The sequence below is a fragment of the Burkholderia sp. MSMB1835 genome, from assembly GCF_001526365.1.
In the GTDB taxonomy this organism is placed as follows: domain Bacteria; phylum Pseudomonadota; class Gammaproteobacteria; order Burkholderiales; family Burkholderiaceae; genus Burkholderia.
Window position 1 is genome coordinate 17,906 of the sequence record NZ_LOYP01000022.1, and the last position, 18,976, is coordinate 36,881.

The following is an 18,976-nucleotide window of genomic DNA, read 5'->3' on the forward strand; positions in this document are numbered from 1 at the left end:
TTCGGCCCCATCACCGAGGCGAATCTCCGATTCGCGTATCCCCAAATACGGGTCCAGCAGCCCGATCGACAAGCCCATCGCTCAACCACCCGCAAGCATTCGGCAAAACGCCTATAATGATTGGGCAAATTGCCGCAGAGAGGTCAGGTCATGAGCACCATCGCTTTTCATCCTTCGGGCGTCGCTCATCCGCGTCAGGCCGAATTCACGATTCTCGAGCAGCTGCTCGCGATCCGCGTCCGGTCGGGCGCGGATCTGGCCGAGCTGGCGAGCGCGCGCGTCGACGTGTCGGTGATCGACCGACTGTCCGAGCGCGGGCTGAAATCGGACGAACTGGCCTTCATCATTCCGCGCCGCACGCTGAGCCATCGTCGCCAGGCGCACGAACGCCTGTCGCCGGAAGAGTCAGACAAGGCGATCCGCCTCGCGCGGATCGTCGCGCAGGCGGCGGCCACGTTCGGCGACCAGGACAAGGCGATGGCGTGGCTGCGCAACGGGCTCCAGCGCTTCGGCGGCCGCACGTCGCTCGACATGGCGAGCACCGAGCATGGTGCGCGGCTCGTCGAAGAGGCCCTCACGCAGATCGACGAGGGGTACTTCGCTTGACGACGCTGTGGCGGATCAGCAATTACGCCGATCTGAAAGGCACCGGCGGATTGCGGGCCGGCGGGCGCTGGCATTTCGCCGGGCAGCCCGTCGTGTATCTCGCCGAACATCCGGCGCTCGCGTTGCTCGAGACGCTGGTTCATTTCGAAATCGCCACCGTCGCGCAATTGCCGAGCGGATACCAGTTGCTGCGTATCGAAGTACCCGATTCGGTGGATGTTGCCGAAATCGCCGAAGGCGATGCGCCGGCGGACTGGCGAACGAACGTCGACTGGACCCGCAGCGCCGGCACCGAGTGGCTGCACACGCAGCCGAGCGCGCTGCTGCGCGTGCCGAGCGTCGTCGTGCCGCATGCCCATAACTTCCTGTTGAATCCGCTGCATCCGGCCGCGTCCGACATCCGCGTCGCGGAAGTGATGCAAGCGCCGTACGACACGCGGATTCTGCGGCTGGTCCAGTCGAAGCCGGGCGAATAGCGAACCGGCAGGCGTACGGTCCGCGCCGGCGGCGCGCGCTCAACGCTCGTGGGCGGCGCGATCCGCGGCCGCATCGGGCGATAGCGTTTGCCGAATCCGCGTGACCGTTCGCATGCTGGCGAGACCGAGCATCGCGGTGACGTCGGCATGCGCGTGGCCCGCGAGCAGCTGGCGGCGCGCATACGTATTGCGCAGCACGCGCGGGCTCATGTCCGCTGCATGAAAGCCGATCGCATTCAGCGCGTCGCGCACGACGAGCAGCAGGAACATGTCGTTCATTGCGCCCCCGCGCGGCGCGGGAAACAGCAGCGCCGACGGCCGCAGCGCCGAGCGCGCACGCCATGCGGCGAGCGGCGCCACCGCGAACGCGGCGAGCTCGATCCGGCGCGCCGGCCGCGCGCGATCGCGCGGCACCGACAACACCGCCGGCCGCGCGTCGAGATCGGGCGCGTCGCCTGTCGCTGCGCGAATTTCGGCCGACGTGATGCCGCTCGCGAGCAGCAGCGCGACGATCGCGCGATTCCGGCAGTCGGCCGGCGTGTCGTCCGCGCGAGGCTGTACGTGGCGTTGCAGCGCCGTGTCGGCATCGGGCGGCAGGTAGCACGGCTCGGGCTCGCCGTCCGGCCATGCGAGATCGCGCGTCGATCGGCCGGCCGGATGAATCGTCCGCACACCGGCGTCGACCAGATGCCGGCCCAGTCGGTCGATCAGCTTCGCATAGCGCACGCGTGTCGACGTGCCGGGCGCGCAGGTGCGGTCGAGTTCCGCGAGGAAGGCCGCGACGTGGTCGGGCCCGAACGTGGCGAGCGATACGCGCTGTGCGCTCAGGTGGCGCAGGAATCGCTCGAACATCGCGACATGCTGCACGACCGAACGCGGCGCGAACGGCCGGTGGCCGGCGCCGGTCGCGGCGGTTTCCTGCCAGACGCGAAACGCGCCGACGGGGTCGTGAATCCAGCGATCCGTGTCCATTCCCGCTTTATAGCCGGACGCGGTGACGCCGGCAATCGTCCCGATGTCCGGTCGGCCGGCGCGTCGGTGCGCGGCACGCGTGTCGTCGACGCCGTCGTTGTCCATCGTCAGTAGACGAGCACGAGCAGCAGCGTCGCGCCGCGTGAGCGTGCCGCTTGCCTTCATGCGTCGCGCGAAGGCGCCGCAGCTGCCGCCGCGTGTGCTTGTCCGCCCAGTCGCGCGAGCGCGGCGAACGCCAGTTGCGTCGCGATGGCCGCGAGCGTGCCGGCCGCCATGCCGTTGCCGAGCACGATCTGCACGGGCGCGCCGAAATGGCGATACAGGTTCGGCACCAGGATCGGCGCGAGGCCGACCACCAGGGCGGCCGCGAGCGTGTACTGGTTCGCGCGCGCGTGCAGGTCGACGCTCGCGAGCAGCCGAATGCCCATCACGCCGATCATCGCGAATACGACCAGCGCGGTGCCGCCGACGACGGCGGCCGGAATCGCATACGCGAGCCGCGCGAGCGGCGCGAACAGCGCGATGACGAGCAGGATCGCGCCGGCGGCCGCCGTCACGTAGCGCGAGCGTACGCCGGTCGTCTGCACGACGCCGATGTTCTCGGCGCTCGTCACGATCAGCGGCGTGCCGAACAGCGCGCCGGCCAGCGATGCGAGCGCATCGCCGCGTATCGTCTTCGGCACGTCGCGCCGGAGCGCGATCGCCTTGCCGCACGTTTCGCCGACGGCGACCGTCTGCGCGGTGGCCTCGGCCATCGAGACCGCGGTGAAAATCAGCAGCGGCAGCGCAGCCAGCACGTCGAAACGCGGCATCCCGAACGGCAGCCACGCCGGATGCGTGAACAGCGGGCCGTGCCATACGTCGCCGAGCGCCGGCATCGCGCCGAGCGCCCAGCCGAGCGTCGCGCCGGCCATCAGCCCGATCAGCACCGCGAGGCGTCCGGCCGTGCCGCGGAATGCGCCGGCGACGACGACGGTGGCGACGATCGTCGCCAGCGCGAGCCCGAGCGAGCGCGGCTGCGCGAAGTCGGCCGAACCGGGCTGGCCGACGACGATCGTCGCGTAGATCCGGATCAGGTTGATCGATACGAGCAACAACATCGCGCCGACGACGATGCGCGGAAAGAGCCGCAGGCAGCGCGTGAAGACGGGCAGCAGCACCCAGTAGAACGCACTGGCGAGCAGCGCCGCGCCGGCCGCGGTCGGCAGGCCCGATTGCGCGGCGATGCCCGCGAACAGCATCGTCGGTGCGCCGCCGGGCACCATCACGAACGGCATGCGCGCACCGATCGGGCCGGCACCGAGCGATTGCACGAGCGTGCCGATACCGCACGCGAAGAACGTCGCGCCGATCAGCTGAACCGTCAGGTCGGCCGGCAGCGCGAGCGTTTTCGCGATCAGGAACACGGCGGTGATCGGCGACGCGGCCATCGACAGTACGTGCTGCAGCCCGAACAGCGCGAGCTGCCACGCGGGCAGCCGGGCATCGACGGGCAGGGAGATCGGATCGTGCGACACGGCAGGCCCCTCGGAAGCGAACGGCGACGATGGCCGGAAACCGGCGGTGAACGGAAGCTCAGGTCCGTAGCCAGGGCAATTGCGCGGCGCTGTAGCGGAACGTCTGGAACACGCTGTTCAACCGGCCGGGGCCGGTCTTGCGCGCCGCTTCGTCCGGGTATTCGGCGAACCACGGGATCACGTATTCCCAGACGACCTCGCCGGCCGGCGTAACCTCGAACAGTCGGCCCGTCGACGATTCGGTGATGTGCGTGTTGCCGTTCGGCAAGCGTTGCGCGTTGCCCATGAACGGCGTGTAGAACAGGTTTACGACGTCGTCCGCATACGACCACACGACCCGCTGCGTCGCCGGATCGATTTCCACGACGCGCGAGAACGCGACGTGCGCACCGTGGCGGAAATTGCCGTTGTCGAACGCGAGGATGTGGCCGTTCGGCAGCGGTACCGGCGCATGCTGGTGCGATACGACGTCGGGCCCGATCCGCAGGTCGACGCGCCCGGTTGCGCGGTTCACGCCGACGATTCCCGACGTCGTGCGCAGGCTCATCAGCACGCGGCCGTTCGCGTCGACCGCGAGACCGTTGACGAGCGGCCAGTGGTAGCGGCCGAACCCTGCCGCGATCGGAAAATCCTCCGGCCGCAGATGGTCGCGTGCATGCCATTCCCAGACGATCCGGCCGGCGCGGTTCACTTCGCGGATCACGTCCGCGTACATCACCTCGTCGTCGCCGTGCGCGGTGCCGCCCGGCACGCGCCGCGCGAATGCCGCGTCGACCGGTTCGCACGCGGCGTACAGCAGGTTGCCGTTCGGCAGCCACTGCGCGTCGTGGTGATGCGCGGGATCCTCGTAGCGCCACACGATGTCGCCTTGCGGCGTGACCTCGTAGAAATCGCCGCCGTGCCACATCGACCACGGTGCGTAGCGCGATTCGGAGTGCGGATGATTGCCGTTGTAGCCGAGATTGCCGTTCGCGAGGATGACCGCGTGGCGGCCGGGACGCACGGGCATCTTCCACTGGTGGGCGACCTCGCCGTCGATGCCGACGAGATAGACGTTGCCGTCGGCCGTCTGCGGCGCGATGAGCGTATAGCCGCCCGCGGACAGCGCGGGGTCGTGGGCGATGAGGCCGACGCCGCGGCGGCGCTGGGTAATCTGGTCGACGGTCGTCACGGCGATCTCCATTCGAATCGGATACGGGAATGCAGCGGAATCTAGACGATTCGTCCGGTCAGTAAAATCGGATTATTCTTGACGGCCTGTTCGGAAAAATCTAACGGTACCTTCATGCGCCCGATATCGCAGACATTTCGCTGTTTCGACGAAGTCGCGCGGCGCGGCTCGATTCGCAAGGCGGCCGATGCGCTGCACCTGACCGCCGCGGCGGTCCACCAGCAGATCCGCAATCTCGAAGCGCAGGTCGGCGTGCCGCTGTTCGACCGGCTGCCGCGCGGCATGCAGTTGACGCTCGCCGGCGAGATCGTGATCGCGGCCGTGCGGCGCGGCCAGCGCGATTTCGACAACGCGCTGACGCAGGTGGAGGATCTGCGCGCGCTGCGGCGCGGGCACGTGAATCTCGCGGTGCCTGCCTCGACGGCGGAAAGGCTCGTGCCCGACGCGATTCTCGCCGCGATGCAGCGTTACCCGGGCGTCACGTACAGCGTGCGCTCGGGAAACGGCGAGAGCATCGTGCGCTGGGTCGAGACGGGCGAGGTCGACATCGGTTATGCGCTGCGCCGGCGCAGCGCGGCGGGCGTCGTCGAGGTGCGCGCGTTCGCGCAGCCGCTGGGTGTCGTCACGGCGCCCGGTCATCCGTTGGCGTCGACGGGCGGCAAGGTGCGGATGCGCGACTGCTTCGCGCATCCTCTGATCCTGATGACGCCCGACACGGAGCTGCGCGCGATGTTCGACCAGATCGATGCGCGGCAGCCGCGCAGCGTGCGGCCGCTGGTCGAAACCGGTTCGGTATCGATGGTGCGGCGCCTCGTGGCCGCAGGGGCCGGCGTCGGTTTCCTGATCGCGGAAAACGTCGCGGACGACGTGGCCGCCGGCCGGCTCGCCTGGACGCCGCTGGCCGATGCGGGCGCGCGCTCGTTCAGTTGCATCTACCAGCGGGCGGACACGAGCGCGACGGTCGCGATGACGATGTTTCTCTCGTTCTTTTCCGAGGCGATCGACGCGATGGAGCATGGGTTCGCGCGTGGGCGGCCGGCCGCCGCGCGTCGCCGGGCGACAAGGTAACGGTCGCGATGCGAGCCGCACGACCTATCGGAATGCGATGCGCTGCAGCAGGCAACCCGCATGCCGGTTCGGTGACGTCGCGCACACGACATGCGGTTGCGTGAAGTCATTTCCTTATTGCGGAAAAAATTTTGTTCATGGGACTATCGAACGCGTCGCCCGTGCACCGAGGGGGTTGCTGGCGACAGGACGTCCATCGCAACGACCGACGAGAACATCGGCAGACCATGAACAGAACAGCGATTTTTCCGTATGCGTCCGCGTTGCTCGCGGCTGCCCTGCTGACCGCGTGCGGCGGCGACGTCGAGAACGAGGCCGCCCGCACGACGACACCTTCCACCGATGCGAGCTGCCTCGCGGTCGACAATAACGGCGCGACGGTCGTGGTGGGCTCGAACCAGCCGGGCGACCCGTCGCTGCCGGAAGCATCGTCGGGCTATCGCACCGGAATGAAGCCCGTCTATGCGAAAACCTACCTGGTGGCCACGTCGAACGCGTACGCGAGCGCGGCCGGTTGCGCGGTGCTGAAGAAGGGCGGTACGGCCGCCGACGCGGCGGTCGCCGTGCAGGCCGTGCTCGGTCTGACCGTCCCCGAGGCGACGGGCCTCGGGTCGGGCGGCGTGCTGCTCTACTACGATGCGCGCGGCAAGACGCTGCAGGCATACGACGGCCGCGAAACCGCGCCGGCCGCCGCGACGGAGAACTACCTGCGCTATGTCGATGACGCCACCGATCATTCGGCGCCGCTGCCGAACGCGCGCGCGAGCGGCCGTTCGATCGGCACGATCGGCGTGCCGCGGCTCATCGAGGCGCTGCAACAGGATCACGGTCGCTTGCCGTGGCAGAGCCTGTTCGGCGACGCGATCACGCTGGCGACCAACGGGTTCCCGATCGGCGGCCGGCTGGCCGACGCGATCGCGGCGAACGCCGCGAACCTGAAGCGGGACCCCGAAGCCGCCGCGTATTTCCTGAACGCCGACGGTTCGCCGAAGACGCTCGGCACCGTACTGAAGAATCCCGCCTACGCGCGCACGCTGTCGTTGATGGCGCAGTCGGGCGCGAACGCGCTGTACACGGGGCAGATCGCGCAGGACATCGTCGCGAAGATCGCGACGACGAAGGGCGCGGACGGCTCGACGCTCACGCCGGGCAAGACGACCGTCGCGGATCTCGCCGCCTATCAGGCGAAGCGCCGCGAACCGGTGTGCACGACTTATCGCAGTTACTGGGTCTGCGGGATGCCGCCGCCGTCGTCGGGCGGCATCGCGGTCGCATCGGCGCTCGGCATTCTCGAGAATTACGACCTGAAGTCGCTGAAGCCGACGGCGATCGATCTCGAAGGCGGCAAGCCGACCGTCGCGGGCGTCCATCTCATCACCGAGGCCGAACGGCTCGCCTATGCCGACCGCGACAAGTACGTGGCCGATACCGACTTCGTGCCGCTGCCGGGCGGCACGTGGGACACGCTGCTGAACAAGCCGTACCTGAAATCGCGCGCGGCGCTGATCGACCCGACCAAAAGCATGGGCACCGCGCAGCCCGGCAATCTCGGTGCGGTGCCGCTCGGCGTCGACACGACGCTGATCGAGCACGGCACGAACCAGTTCACGATCGTGGACGGCGACGGCAACGTGCTGAGCGCGACGACGACGGTCGAGTCGAGCATGGGCTCGTTCCACATGACCAACGGCTTCCTGCTGAACAACCAGTTGACCGACTTTTCCGCGAACCCGCTCGACACGTCCGGCAATCCGGTGGCCAACCGGCTGCAGCCGGGCAAGCGGCCGCGCAGCTCGATGGCGCCGACGATCGTGTTCGGGCAGGCCGCCGATGGCTCGCGCGGCGACTTCGTGATGGCGACGGGTTCCCCGGGCGGCGGCACGATTCCGCAATACGTGGTCAAGACGCTGGTCGGCGCGCTCGACTGGGGACTCGACGCGCAGCAGTCGGCGGGGCTCGTCGACTTCGGCGCGAGCAACAGCCCGACGACCACGATCGGCGGCGAGCATCCGAACGTCAACACGGCGAACAACGGCGCGAACGATCCGCTGATCGCGGGGCTGCTCGCGCTCGGGCACAAGGTGTCGACATCCGCGCAGGCGAGCGGCGTCAACACGGTGATGCGCGTGACGGTCGGCCAGTCGTCGGCGTTGCAGGGCGGCACCGATCCGCGTCGCGAAGGCGTCGTGCTCGGCGATACGTTCCGGCCGTAATCGGGTGGCATGCGCACGGCCCCGGTCTGCTTGCCGGCGGCCGGGGCCGTGCTTCATGACGAGGCCGCATCGACGGCCGGGTAACTCCCATCCTTCGGGATGCAGATAAAAGCGGCCGGCCCGTCAGCCGGCCGTTGCGTTGGCCGCCTTCCCCGATACCTGTCGATTGGGCGAATCGCCGTCGCGAGGCAGCGGGCCGCCCCGGCTCACGGTTCACGCATGTCCGTTGTCAAATACGACGCCCATCTCGCCGCAAGTCCCCGATTGTCAAACAGTGTGAGTCAATCGTCAGCATTTGCAACGGAAGTAACAGTCCCCGCAAATCAATCGTTTTGCGCGCCGGCGCCGCTACATTAGCCCCACCTGCCGCATGTCGCGGCGAGGCATGCGACAAGCCGCACGAAGGCGGCCCGCAGCAACAACGTCTTTGGGGAGAATGACCATGAACAAGATTCGTACGATTCTGCTGGGTGCCGCTCTGACGGCGATGGCGACGTCGGCTGCATTTGCACAGACGGCTCAGACCGGTGCCCAGGGTTCCGCAGGCGTCGGCGCCCAGGTCCAGACGCCGCTGCTCGGCGGCGGCGTGGGCGTGCAGGCTGGCGCGGGCGCGAATGCGGCAGGCTCGGGTTCGGGCGGGGGCAACGTCGTCGGCGGCGCGCTGAACGGCGTCGGCAAGACGGTCGGCGGCGTGGGCTCGGCGGCCGGCACGGCAGTGGGCGGCGCGACGCAGGCGGTCGGTTCGGCGGCCGGCGCGACGAAGGATGCGGCGGCATCGGTCGTACACGCGACGAAGTCGCACGTGAAGCACGTCGCCGGCTCGGCGAAGAGCCATGCACAAGGCGCGATGTCGACCGCGGGCGACGTCGCGGGCGGCGCGAAGGCGAAGGCCGGCGAGGCGCTCGAAGGCGCGACGAACTCGGTGCAGGGTGGCGCATCGGTCGGCGTGAAGGGTTCGGCGTCGGCGCAAGGCGGCGCGCTGTAACGAGCAGCACGGATCCCGTCACGGCCCGGCCCGCTTCGATGCGGGCCGGGCTTTTTATTGGGGAGCGCGATACGTCGAGAAAGGCAAGGTATCGATATTGATCAGGATTGCAAAAATAACAAGACTGGCGGCCTGAGCTGGATGACGAAAGGGGATGACAGTCGGGCTGGGGCAAGCTGACCGGCTTGGCGGCGGCGAAGATGGAACGACGGAGATACCGAGGCAATATCTGCGCTGGGTGCTGCTATCGAGCGGCTAGCGGCCTCGAATGTCACGTTCATGACCCGGTGACGATCGTCGCAAATGAACGTGCAATAACGAAATAAAGTATTTGCAAGAAAAGTGAAGGTTGGTTTATAAATACGAGCGTTTCGTATTTTCTCTGTCGGTCGCGCCATTGGCATTGAAGAGGGCGTCAAATGGCTGTGACACTGTTTGATGTGTGTCGGCTACGCGCGCTTTATCGTGACCATGAATGCCGCCTGAGAAGCAGGCTATGTCGCGTTGGGGATCCCGTGGAAATTGCTGAAATCGTCAGCCCGCGCCTGGTGAATCGCAGGCGGAACACGGCATTTTCGTTGTCGAAACGTTGATTATATGATCAGTGACAGTTGCGAGCTATCTTGTGATTCGCGTTGACGATCATGTGATCTTTTTAATCGATTCGAATGGCGAAATGATCGACGTGTCTTTTAATAAAAAAGTGAATTGATTGTCGATTCCATTTTATTGACGTGAAGTCTGAAATTCGGAAAAAGATTCCGTGATTAATGCGCTGCAGGACACGAAGCATCCGCGGTGATTGAGCGTGTCGTCAGCCTCCCACGATATCCGCACGGGCACTGTCGCGTTTGCAGAGTCGGATCGCGTACCACTATCGGCAATGTGCGATGAGGTTGCGTTGCAATCGGACGCGTCGGCGCCGATCGAGGCACGTCAATGTTCAAGTCGACCAGCGCGAGGCGTTTGGCAGGCTTCTTCGGACGATCACGCTGAAGGTCCGCGACGCGCAGCGCGACGGCGACATGACATTCAACGTCGTGTTGCCGCCCGGAGGCGGCGTCGTGACGACCGACACGGATGCCATGCCTGATTACCGGGTGAGTTTCGTTCACGCAGAGGCTTCAATGCGTAAAGTCGTGCTGTACTGGATGATGTTGCTGCTCGCGTCGTTTGCGTCGGGTATCGCGAATATTGCTCATGCGGGGCCAGCAAGCGAAGCGCTGGCGCCTACAGCGGCACGCGCAGACCGGCTGCCCGCCTATCAGCCGCGATTCGGTCGCACGCGCCCGATCGTCGCCGTCGTCGGCGAAAACGACTATACCGAGCTGACCGATTACGTCGTCCCCTATGGCATCGTTGCCGAATCGGGCGCGGCGGATCTCGTCGCACTTGCGACGAAACCGGGCCCCATCCGGATGTTCCCGGCGCCGATGAACGTCATTCCGGACGAAACCACCGCTCGGTTCGACGAGCGCGTGCCGCAGGGGGCGGACTATGTGATCGTGCCGGCCGTGCATCGCGACAGCGATCCGGCGCTGCTTGCATGGGTGGCCGAGCAGGCGAAGAAGGGCGCCACGATCATCGGCGTGTGCGATGGCGTCTGGGTTCTTGCACGCGCGGGGCTGCTGGAAGGCCGTCGCGCGACGGGGCACTGGTACTCGATGAGCGATCTCCGCAAGAAGTTTGCCGATACGCGATGGGTCGACGGCAAGCGTTACGTTGCCGACGGCAAGGTCGTCACGACGACCGGCGTCACCGCGACGATTCCGGCATCGCTTGCGCTCGTCGAGGCGCTCGCCGGACACGAACGCGCACTGCAGGTCGCCGAGCGGCTCGGACGGCCTGCATGGTCGTCCGAGATCGCGAGCGACCGATTCAAACTCGGATTGTCGGCGATGGCGACGATCGCAACCAATTACGTGTCGTTCTGGTCGCGCGAGGATTTCGGTATCCCGATCGAGTCGGGTGTCGACGAAATTGCGCTCGTGCTCGAGGCCGACGCCTATTCCACGACGTTCCGCTCCACCGCCTACACGGTTGCAGCGAATCGCGAGCCCGTGCGCACCCGGCGCGGATTGACTATCGTTCCGGACCGCGTGGCCGGCGTCGATGCGCCTGCGCGGATGTTGTCCGTACCGATCACGCGCTATCCGTTGCATGCGCTCGATGCATCGCTGAATGCGATCTCGTCCGAGTTCGGCAAACGCACGGCCGCATGGGTCGCACTACAGATGCAGTATCCGGGTTACTGAGCTGCGCATCGCAGCGTCGCCCGGTTCGTCCCCGAGCCTGTCGGTTCTCCGCCCGTCTCCGTGGGAGCCGAGCATGTCCCTGTCGTTTCGTCACTGCTTCGGAGATCCCGAGCGCGCATGGACGCTGTGCGATCCTCGCGCGCGCCGCTCCGCCGCGCTCCGCGCCAGGAAGGATTGACCGCGTCCGGCTATTTTCCGATGACGTCGCGGCTCGCGAGCATGATCGCCATGCGACGCCTCGCGACATCGTGGAAATGGTGATTTGCGAACTCCGGTCCGGATCTCCGGATCGGGAGGCGTCCCGTACCCATTGCCCGCACGTCGTGCTTAAATAGCGGCGCTCCCGATAGCCGGCTGTCGCGATGACAACGCCGGCCGGCTCCGTTTCGCCGTCACGCACGCCTGCTGCGGCACAATGTCGGTTCGCATCGGTATCGCGCGTTGCCCTGCCATCCGCACCGACGGAGAACGCATGTCGTCATCCGCTTTCAGGTACCATCCCGACCCGCTTGCAGTGGGCAGCATGATCCGGTCCGACGCGCGTCGCAAGTGCAGCGGCAAGCCCGGCGGCTACCGGGACGACGCACGACGGCATGGGCCGCGCGAGCGGCGTCGCCCGGTCGTCATGAAACAGAGGAACCTTCGTGAAGTTCATCCACGCGGCAGACATTCACCTTGACAGCCCGTTGCACGGCCTGAGCGCATATCCCGACGCGCCGGCCGCGCAGTTGCGCAACGCGTCGCGCGAGGCGCTGCGGCAACTCGTGGATCGTGCGATCGAAGAGGAAGTCGCGTTCCTCGTGATCGCAGGCGACCTGTACGACGGCGACTGGAAGGATCACAACACCGGCATCTTCTTCGGCCAGCAGATGGGCCGCCTGCGCAAGGCCGGCATCCGCGCGTTCGTGCTCGGCGGCAATCACGATGCCGAAAGCGAGATGACGAAGAAGCTGACGCTGCCCGACAACGTCACCGTGTTCGGCCACCGCAAGCCGGAAACCTTCAGGCTGCCGGAATTCGACGTCGCGCTGCACGGGCAGAGCTTCAAGGACAAGGCGGTCGTCGACAATCTCGCGATCGGCTATCCGGACCCGGTGCCCGGGTACTACAACATCGGCGTGCTGCACACGGCGCTCGAAGGGTATGCGGCGCATGCGAACTACGCGCCGTGCACGCTGGCCGAACTGCACGCGAAAGGCTACGACTACTGGGCGCTCGGCCACGTGCACGAATTCCAGCAATGGACGGGCGCGTCCACCGTCGTGTTTCCCGGCAACCTGCAGGGGCGCCATATCCGCGAGACGGGCCGGCGCGGCGCGGTGCTCGTGACGGTCGAGCAAGGCAAGACGCAGGTCGAGCGCCTGTATCTCGACGTGCTGCGCTGGGAAGCCGTGTCGGTCGATGCGTCCGATTGCGTGTCGGTTGCGGATCTGTCGAGAAAGATCGGTCAGTCGCTGGAGGCGCTGTTGACCGTCGACGGCCACGTGCCGCGCGCGGTGCGCGTCACCGTCACCGGGCGCACGCCCGCGCACGGTCTCTTTTTCGGCCGCGCGCCGCAGTTGCGTGCGGAGGTGCTGAACCAGATCGGCATCATCGGCAACGAGCGGCTGTGGCTCGAGAAGGTCCGGCTCGCGACGTCCGCCGCCGATCGGCAGCCGGGCGAAAGCGAACCGCTCGAGGCGCTGGAGGACCTGAAGCAGATCCTGGCCGACGCCGCGCACGATCCGGATTTCCTCGCGCTGCTCGAACGCGACCTGAAGCCGTTCGTCGGCAAGGTCCGCAGCGATGTGAAGGAGGACGTGCCGTTGCTGACGATGGCGCGTGCGGGTGAGCTGACAGCGCTGGTCGAGCAGGTCGGACCCGCGTTGCTGGCGCGGCTGGCGAGGGGGGAGTAAGCGATGCGCATTGGCCAGCTCGATCTGATCAAGTACGGCAAGTTCACCGACGAGACGCTCCGTTTTCCGTCGGCCCGCGAGGATTTTCATGTGATCGTCGGGCCGAACGAGGCCGGCAAGTCGACGATCCGCACGGCCGTGTCCGAGTTGCTGTTCGGCATGAAGCTGCAGACGCCGCTCGATTTCCTGCACAGCACGCCCGAGTTGCGGATCGGCGGCGTGCTGGAGAGCGGCACGGGCGAGCTCGCGTTCCACCGTGCGCGCGGGCGCAGTTCGTTGCGTACGCCCGCCGACGACAAGTTGCCCGACGACTACCTGACGGCGATCCTCGACGGCGCGACGCGCGAATTCTTCGAGCAGATGTTCGGGCTCGATCACGGGCGGTTGGTCGATGGCGGTCGCAGCATTCTCGACGCATCCGACAAGCTCGGTCAGGTGCTGTTCGAATCGGCGGCCGGCGTCGGCAGCCTCGGGCCGGTGCGCGAGGAACTCGACGCGCGTGCGCTCGAATTGTGGGCGCCGCGTCGCAGCGGCAGCGCATTTGCGCTGGCCGAAACGGCGTTCAACGAAGCCGTGGCCGAGCTGAAGACGGTCCAGGTGCGCACGCGCGACTGGGTCGATCGCAAGGACGCGCGCGAAGCGGTCGAGCAGCAGATCGAACAGGCGCGTGCGGAGCAACGCCGGCTCGAAGCGCTGCGCTCGAAGCTCGAACGCGTGCGACGGCTCGCGCCGTACCTGAAGGAACTGACGGTCAAGGACGCGGCGCTGGCCGAACTGGGCGCGGTCGTCGAATTGCCGCCGACCGCGTATGCGGATCTGCTGAAGGCGCAGGGCGATCTCGCGGCCGAGCAGAAGGTGCTCGAGGAGCGGCGCGCCGACCTGCTCGCGAAGCGGCAGGCGCGCGAGGCGATCGTCGCGGATGCCGACACGCTGGCGCTCGAAGCCGATATCGAGGCGCTCGATCGGCTGCGCAGTGCATGCATGAATCACGCGCAGGATCTGCTGTTGCTCGGCGCGGACGTCGAGCGGCATCTGTCCGCCGCGTCGTCGGCGGCCGCGCAGCTCGGCTGGCCGACGGACGAAGCGTCGCTGCGCGCCGCGTTGCCGACGGCGCTGTCGCTGAAGACCGTCGCGAACCTGCTGCGCGAACATGGCGCACTGCATCAGGCGCTGGCCGGTGCGCGCGAATCGCTCGACGAACGCACGCGCGAACTGACGCAGGTCCGGGAACAACAGGCGCGCCTGTCGACCGTCGACGTACCGGAAGCGTTGCGCGCGGCGCTGGCCGATGCGCAGGGTTTTCGCAACAGCGGCCCGCGCGAGCACGCGCTGGCGCACGAAATCGCGGCCGCCGAACGCACGCTGTCCGGCGCGCTCGACGCGCTCGGCCAGTGGCGCATGCCGGTCGATGCGCTGCGTGCGCTCGACGTGCCGTCGGCGGCGCGGCTCGGCGCGTTGCTCAAGGAAGACAGCGAGCGGGCCAGTGCGGCCGCCGCCGCGCGCGAGGCGCGCGACGGTGCGCTCGAAGAGCTCGAACGCCTCGAACTGCAGGAGAAGCATTTCGCGGAGAACCACAAGGTCGTCACGACCGCCGACGTGCTGGCGGCGCGTGCGCGTCGCGATGGCGCGTGGGGCGATATCCGCAACGGCGCTGTCGATCTCGCCACGGGCGCACCGGCGCTCGACGACGCGATTCGCCTCGCCGACGAACTCGTCGATGCGCAACTCGGCGCGACCCAAGCCGCCGCGACGCTGCAATCCTTGCGTCAGCAGGTCGAATCCGCGCGTGCGGGCGTGACGCGCCGGCAGGCTGCGCTGGACGAACGCGAGCGCGAGCTCGCCGCACATCGCGACGCCTGGGCCGCGCTCGCGACGGCGGCCGCGGTGCCCGGCATGCCGCTGGCGGCGATGGGCGACTGGCTCGCGAAGCGCGACACGGTGTTCGCCGCCCAGGCCGATCTCGATCGTCAGCGTCGCGAACTCGATGCAATGCGCGCTGCCCGCGCCGGCGCCGAGGCCGCGCTGCGTGCGGCGCTGCTGACGGTATCGCGGGGCGGCGAATCGGACGGGCTGGCCGCGCTCGTCGCCGTTGCAGAGACGTTCGTGCAGTCGGCCGAGAAGGCGGCTGCACGGAAGGACAGCCTCGACGATCGCGCGCGGGAAGCCGAACGCGGATACGCGATCGCACAGTCGCGGGCCGGCCATGCGCAAACGGCTTACGACGCGTGGCAAGCGCAATGGCACGACGCGCTGGCCGACGCGAAACTGTCCGCGAGCGCGACGACGCTGGCCGCCGCGGAAAGTGCGCTCGGGCTCGCGAATACGGTGACGGCCGAACTGGCCGATGCCGAGGCGCCGCGCAACCGGATCGCCGCGATCCGTGCGGAGCTGGCCGCGCTCGAGGCCGGCGCGCGGCGGCTCGCCGAAGCGCTCGCGCCGGAGTGGCTGGCGAGCGGCGACTGGCCGGACGTGGCGCGCCGGCTGACGATGCGCCTCGCGGCCGCCCGGGAAATCGCGCGTGCGATCGAGCGGGCCGACGAGGCCGTGCGGCAGGCCGACGGCAAGGTTGCGGACGCGGCTGCCGCGGTGGCCGGCGCCGATGCGCGCATCCAGCCGCTGTTGCAACTGGCCGGCGTCGCGTCGATCGACGCGGCGCTGCCGCTGGCCGAGCGCTCGGATCGTCAGCGCCAGCTTCGACAGGCGGTCGATGCCGCGCACGAGGCGCTGGTGCGAGACGGAGACGGGCTTTCCCGGTCCGCCGTCGAGGCCGAGGTGGCGGAACAGGACATTGCCGACGTGCCGGCCCATCTCGAAGCGGTGAAGCAGTCGCTCGGCGATATCGGCAGGCGGCTGAACGAGCTGGCGCAGCAGCAGGTCGTGGCCGACCAGGCGTTCGGCGCGATCGACGGCCAGGCGAACGCGGCCGTTGCCGAGTCGAAACGGCAAGAGGCGCTGGCGGCGATGGGCGACGCGGCCGAACAGTATCTGGAGGCAGCCACGGCCAGCCGCTTGCTGAAGTGGGCGACGGATCGCTACCGCGACCAGAAGCAGGGGCCGATGCTGCGGCGCGCGGGCGAGATTTTCGCCGGACTCACGCTGGGCGAATTCGCGAAGCTGACCGTCGATACCGAACGGACGCCGCCCGCGCTGTATGCACGGCGTACCAGGGGAACGTCGGTCGAGGTCGCGGGGCTGAGCGAAGGGACGCGCGATCAGTTGTTTCTCGCGCTGCGGATCGCGGCGCTGGAGTTGCAGCTCGGCAGCCGCACGGCGCTGCCGTTCGTCGCCGACGACCTGTTCATCAATTTCGACGACGCGCGCGCGAAGGCGGGGCTCGATGCGCTGCGCGATCTGTCGACGCGCACCCAGGTGCTGTTTCTGACGCACCACGACCACCTGCTGCCGCTCGTGAAGGACGTCTTCGGCGCGCGGGTCAACGTGGTCGAGTTGCAGCGCGCGCCGGCTGGCGCGTGATGCGGCGCGTGACGCGACGGGGTACGCTGGGTTGCCGGCGCACGGGAACGGTCATCGCGTACAGGTAGTATGAGCGGTTCCGAAACGCACGCGGCCGGTTCGGCGGTCGCGGGTCTGGCCACACGAGGGGTGAATATGAAGAAGCTGGTAGCCGCGATTGCGTTCGCGGCGGACAAGCATCGCAATCAACGGCGCAAGGACGAAGAGGCGTCGCCGTACATCAATCATCCGATCGCGCTCGCCGACGTGCTGGCCAACGAGGCTGGCGTCGAGGACGAACGCGTGATCGTCGCGGCCGTGTTGCACGACACGGTCGAGGATACGGAGACGACCGAGCAGGAGTTGCTGCGGCTGTTCGGCAAGGATGTGGCGGACATCGTGATGGAAGTCACCGACGACAAGTCGCTGCCGAAAGACGAGCGCAAGCGTCTGCAAGTCGAGCACGCGGCCACCATCAGCCGGCGCGCGAAGCTCGTGAAGCTGGCCGACAAGATCTGCAACCTGCGCGACATCGCCCGGCATCCGCCTGCGGACTGGCCGCTCGAACGCAAGCAGGCGTATTTCGACTGGGCGAAGTCGGTCGTCGACCCGATGCGCGGCGTCCATCCCGGTCTCGAGGCGATCTTCGACACCGCGTACGCCGCACGGCCGGCTGACTGAGGCACGCACATGCGATCGGCCCGATCCGCCGCGCGAGAACCGGCTGCCGTGGCGGGTGTCGATGTCGGCGGCGACAGGAAGCTGTGCGATCTCGTGATCCTGCGTGGCTCGACGATCGCCTGCCGGGAAGCGCGGATCGCGCCCGAGTCGCTGCCTTCACTATGTCTCGCCCATGACGTCGTGGCCATTGGCGTCGATGCGCCGAGCCTGTGGTGGGCGGGGAGCGGCCGCCGCGCGGCCGAACAGGCGCTCGCGCGTGAACGGATCTCGTGTTTCCCGACGCCGTCGCGGGAGCAGGCCATCGCGAGCACGTCGGGCTTCTTCGACTGGATGTTCATGGGAGAGCGCGTCTACCGGGCGCTCGCGGACGCTTATCCGTTGCTGACCGACGCGCGTTACGCGGGCGGGCGCGTGAGCTTCGAAACCTATCCGTATGCGATTACCTGCGCGATGCTGGGCAAGGCCGTGGCGTCGGCGAAGCAGAAGCGCAATCAGCGCCGGCAATTGCTGGAGCGGCTGGGCATCGACGTATCGATGCTGCGCTCCGTCGATGCGCGAGACGCGACCCTGTGCGCGTTGACGGCGCAGTACGTGATCGACGGAAACGCGCATGCGTATGGCGATGCGGTGGGCGGATACATCCGCGTGCCGATGATGAGCGAGACGATCGCGCTGGATTCGCCGTAGGAGCGACGTCCGGCTCTGCGCGTGGTGGCGGTTGCAGGGCCGCTTCGGGTGGGGAGGATGCGGCCGGCGCGGGGACGAAGATTGTCAGCTAGCGGTTGTCTGCGGGCACGACGGGAGGCCGGTGCACCGCGCGATTCGGGGAGCCCGTTCAATCCTCGAGGATGGATTTCGGCACGCTGGACAGGTCGCAGGCTTGCGCATGCTCGAAGTAGCTGTCCGCATCGTCGATCATCACGACCGCGACGTCGATCAGCTCGTCCAGGCGTTGCAGCAGCGATTCCCGCCATTCGATGTCTTCATCGCGCTCGGGCGCCTTGTCCAGTTGCTCGATGATCGAGTCGGCCGTCTGCAGGAATGGAATCGCCTGCTGATAATTTTCGATCGAGACCAGCGCCGCATTGCGCGCGCCGACGAGCCGCTCGCGATGCGCGTCCGCCAGTTCGGATTCGCCGCTGATGCGCGGCAGCATGTCCGAGATGCGTTGCAGAAGCGGCGGGACCTGTTCTTCCAGTCGCATCGCGCGTTCGCGCAGGGCGGCATATTCGTCGCGAAGGTCGGTGTCGCCGGGTTGAGTCGTGCTGTCCATCATCGATATGAGTGCGTGGTTCGGTCGCGGCATGATACTCGACCGCGCCAGTTTCCTTGCGCGGTCCGCGTCCGCCTGTATACAGGCGGAAGACGTGTTCGTCATATCTTTGGAGGGTGGCACGCGTTGCGATTTACGGCTCGTCGAACCCAAAGCCTCCGTGCGCGGTAGCGCACGGAGGCTTTTTCAAACTTTCTTCACAAAAGGCTTGCGTGGACGGGGGCGGATGCATAGAATCACGCCTCTTTCGCGCCAACGGAAACACGGCGCGGGAGGAAGGGAAGCGGTGCTGTTGGAGTTCGGAAGTAGCGAGCCCGACGGCGCACGAAGAGAACCCCGCAGTCGCAACGATGTAGTGCAGAAAGTTGTTGACGAGCTGCGAAACACGGTTCATAATCTCGCTTCTCTGCT

14 protein-coding genes are annotated in these 18,976 nt (G+C 67.5%); 10 read left to right on the plus strand and 4 right to left on the minus strand.

Annotated elements, in window-relative coordinates; translation table 11 throughout:
* The first annotated feature begins 150 nt into the window (after window positions 1–150).
* Both parS and WS96_RS10555 read left to right on the plus strand, forming a co-directional pair.
* Window positions 151–606 carry a type II RES/Xre toxin-antitoxin system antitoxin gene (parS, locus tag WS96_RS10550; protein WP_050018210.1) on the plus strand — a complete coding sequence of 152 codons (456 nt, stop codon included), beginning with the start codon at window positions 151–153 and terminating at the stop codon, window positions 604–606.
* Window positions 603–1,082, plus strand: coding sequence for an RES family NAD+ phosphorylase (locus tag WS96_RS10555; RefSeq protein WP_059832397.1), 480 nt, complete (start codon window positions 603–605; stop codon window positions 1,080–1,082). Before parS ends, WS96_RS10555 begins: the two co-directional genes overlap by 4 nt.
* 39 nt (window positions 1,083–1,121) lie before the next feature.
* On the opposite strand, the gene WS96_RS10560 is transcribed toward WS96_RS10555, so the two are convergent.
* The 3 genes from WS96_RS10560 to WS96_RS10570 form a co-directional block, all read right to left on the minus strand.
* Complete coding sequence (locus WS96_RS10560) at window positions 1,122–2,054, minus strand: tyrosine-type recombinase/integrase (protein WP_059832419.1); 933 nt, start codon at window positions 2,052–2,054, stop codon at window positions 1,122–1,124.
* 161 nt (window positions 2,055–2,215) lie between these two features.
* Complete coding sequence (locus WS96_RS10565; RefSeq protein ID WP_059832399.1) at window positions 2,216–3,571, minus strand: uracil-xanthine permease family protein; 1,356 nt, start codon at window positions 3,569–3,571, stop codon at window positions 2,216–2,218.
* A 58-nt stretch (window positions 3,572–3,629) separates the two neighbouring features.
* Window positions 3,630–4,754, minus strand: a complete 1,125-nt coding sequence (locus tag WS96_RS10570; RefSeq protein ID WP_059832401.1) for an aryl-sulfate sulfotransferase — start codon at window positions 4,752–4,754, stop codon at window positions 3,630–3,632.
* 102 nt (window positions 4,755–4,856) lie between these two features.
* On the opposite strand from WS96_RS10570, the gene WS96_RS10575 reads away from it, so the two are divergent.
* The 8 genes from WS96_RS10575 (at window position 4,857) to WS96_RS10610 (ending at window position 17,979) form a co-directional block, all read left to right on the plus strand.
* Window positions 4,857–5,810 carry a LysR family transcriptional regulator gene (locus WS96_RS10575; protein ID WP_059832402.1) on the plus strand — a complete coding sequence of 318 codons (954 nt, stop codon included), beginning with the start codon at window positions 4,857–4,859 and terminating at the stop codon, window positions 5,808–5,810.
* Between the two features lie 227 nt (window positions 5,811–6,037).
* Window positions 6,038–8,023: a gamma-glutamyltransferase family protein gene (locus WS96_RS10580; protein WP_059832404.1), complete on the plus strand. Its 1,986-nt coding sequence runs from the start codon at window positions 6,038–6,040 to the stop codon at window positions 8,021–8,023.
* Window positions 8,024–8,465: 442 nt separating this feature from the next.
* Complete coding sequence (locus WS96_RS10585) at window positions 8,466–9,008, plus strand: hypothetical protein (RefSeq protein WP_059832406.1); 543 nt, start codon at window positions 8,466–8,468, stop codon at window positions 9,006–9,008.
* Window positions 9,009–10,135: 1,127 nt separating this feature from the next.
* Window positions 10,136–11,263, plus strand: a complete 1,128-nt coding sequence (locus WS96_RS10590; protein ID WP_059832408.1) for a DJ-1/PfpI family protein — start codon at window positions 10,136–10,138, stop codon at window positions 11,261–11,263.
* Between the two features lie 644 nt (window positions 11,264–11,907).
* A complete protein-coding gene (locus WS96_RS10595) occupies window positions 11,908–13,158 on the plus strand; it encodes a metallophosphoesterase family protein (RefSeq protein ID WP_059826494.1) in 1,251 nt (416 codons plus the stop codon).
* 3 nt (window positions 13,159–13,161) lie between these two features.
* Window positions 13,162–16,632 (plus strand): ATP-binding protein, encoded by a 3,471-nt coding sequence (locus tag WS96_RS10600; protein ID WP_059832410.1) that lies wholly within the window; start codon window positions 13,162–13,164, stop codon window positions 16,630–16,632.
* Between the two features lie 135 nt (window positions 16,633–16,767).
* A complete protein-coding gene (locus WS96_RS10605) occupies window positions 16,768–17,292 on the plus strand; it encodes an HD domain-containing protein (protein WP_027786250.1) in 525 nt (174 codons plus the stop codon).
* A gap of 9 nt (window positions 17,293–17,301) precedes the next feature.
* Window positions 17,302–17,979 (plus strand): DUF429 domain-containing protein, encoded by a 678-nt coding sequence (locus tag WS96_RS10610; RefSeq protein WP_059832412.1) that lies wholly within the window; start codon window positions 17,302–17,304, stop codon window positions 17,977–17,979.
* Between the two features lie 148 nt (window positions 17,980–18,127).
* Here the strand turns inward: WS96_RS10610 and WS96_RS10615 are convergent, their stop codons facing one another.
* Window positions 18,128–18,598 (minus strand): hypothetical protein, encoded by a 471-nt coding sequence (locus WS96_RS10615; protein WP_059832414.1) that lies wholly within the window; start codon window positions 18,596–18,598, stop codon window positions 18,128–18,130.
* Between the last annotated feature and the right edge of the window lie 378 nt (window positions 18,599–18,976).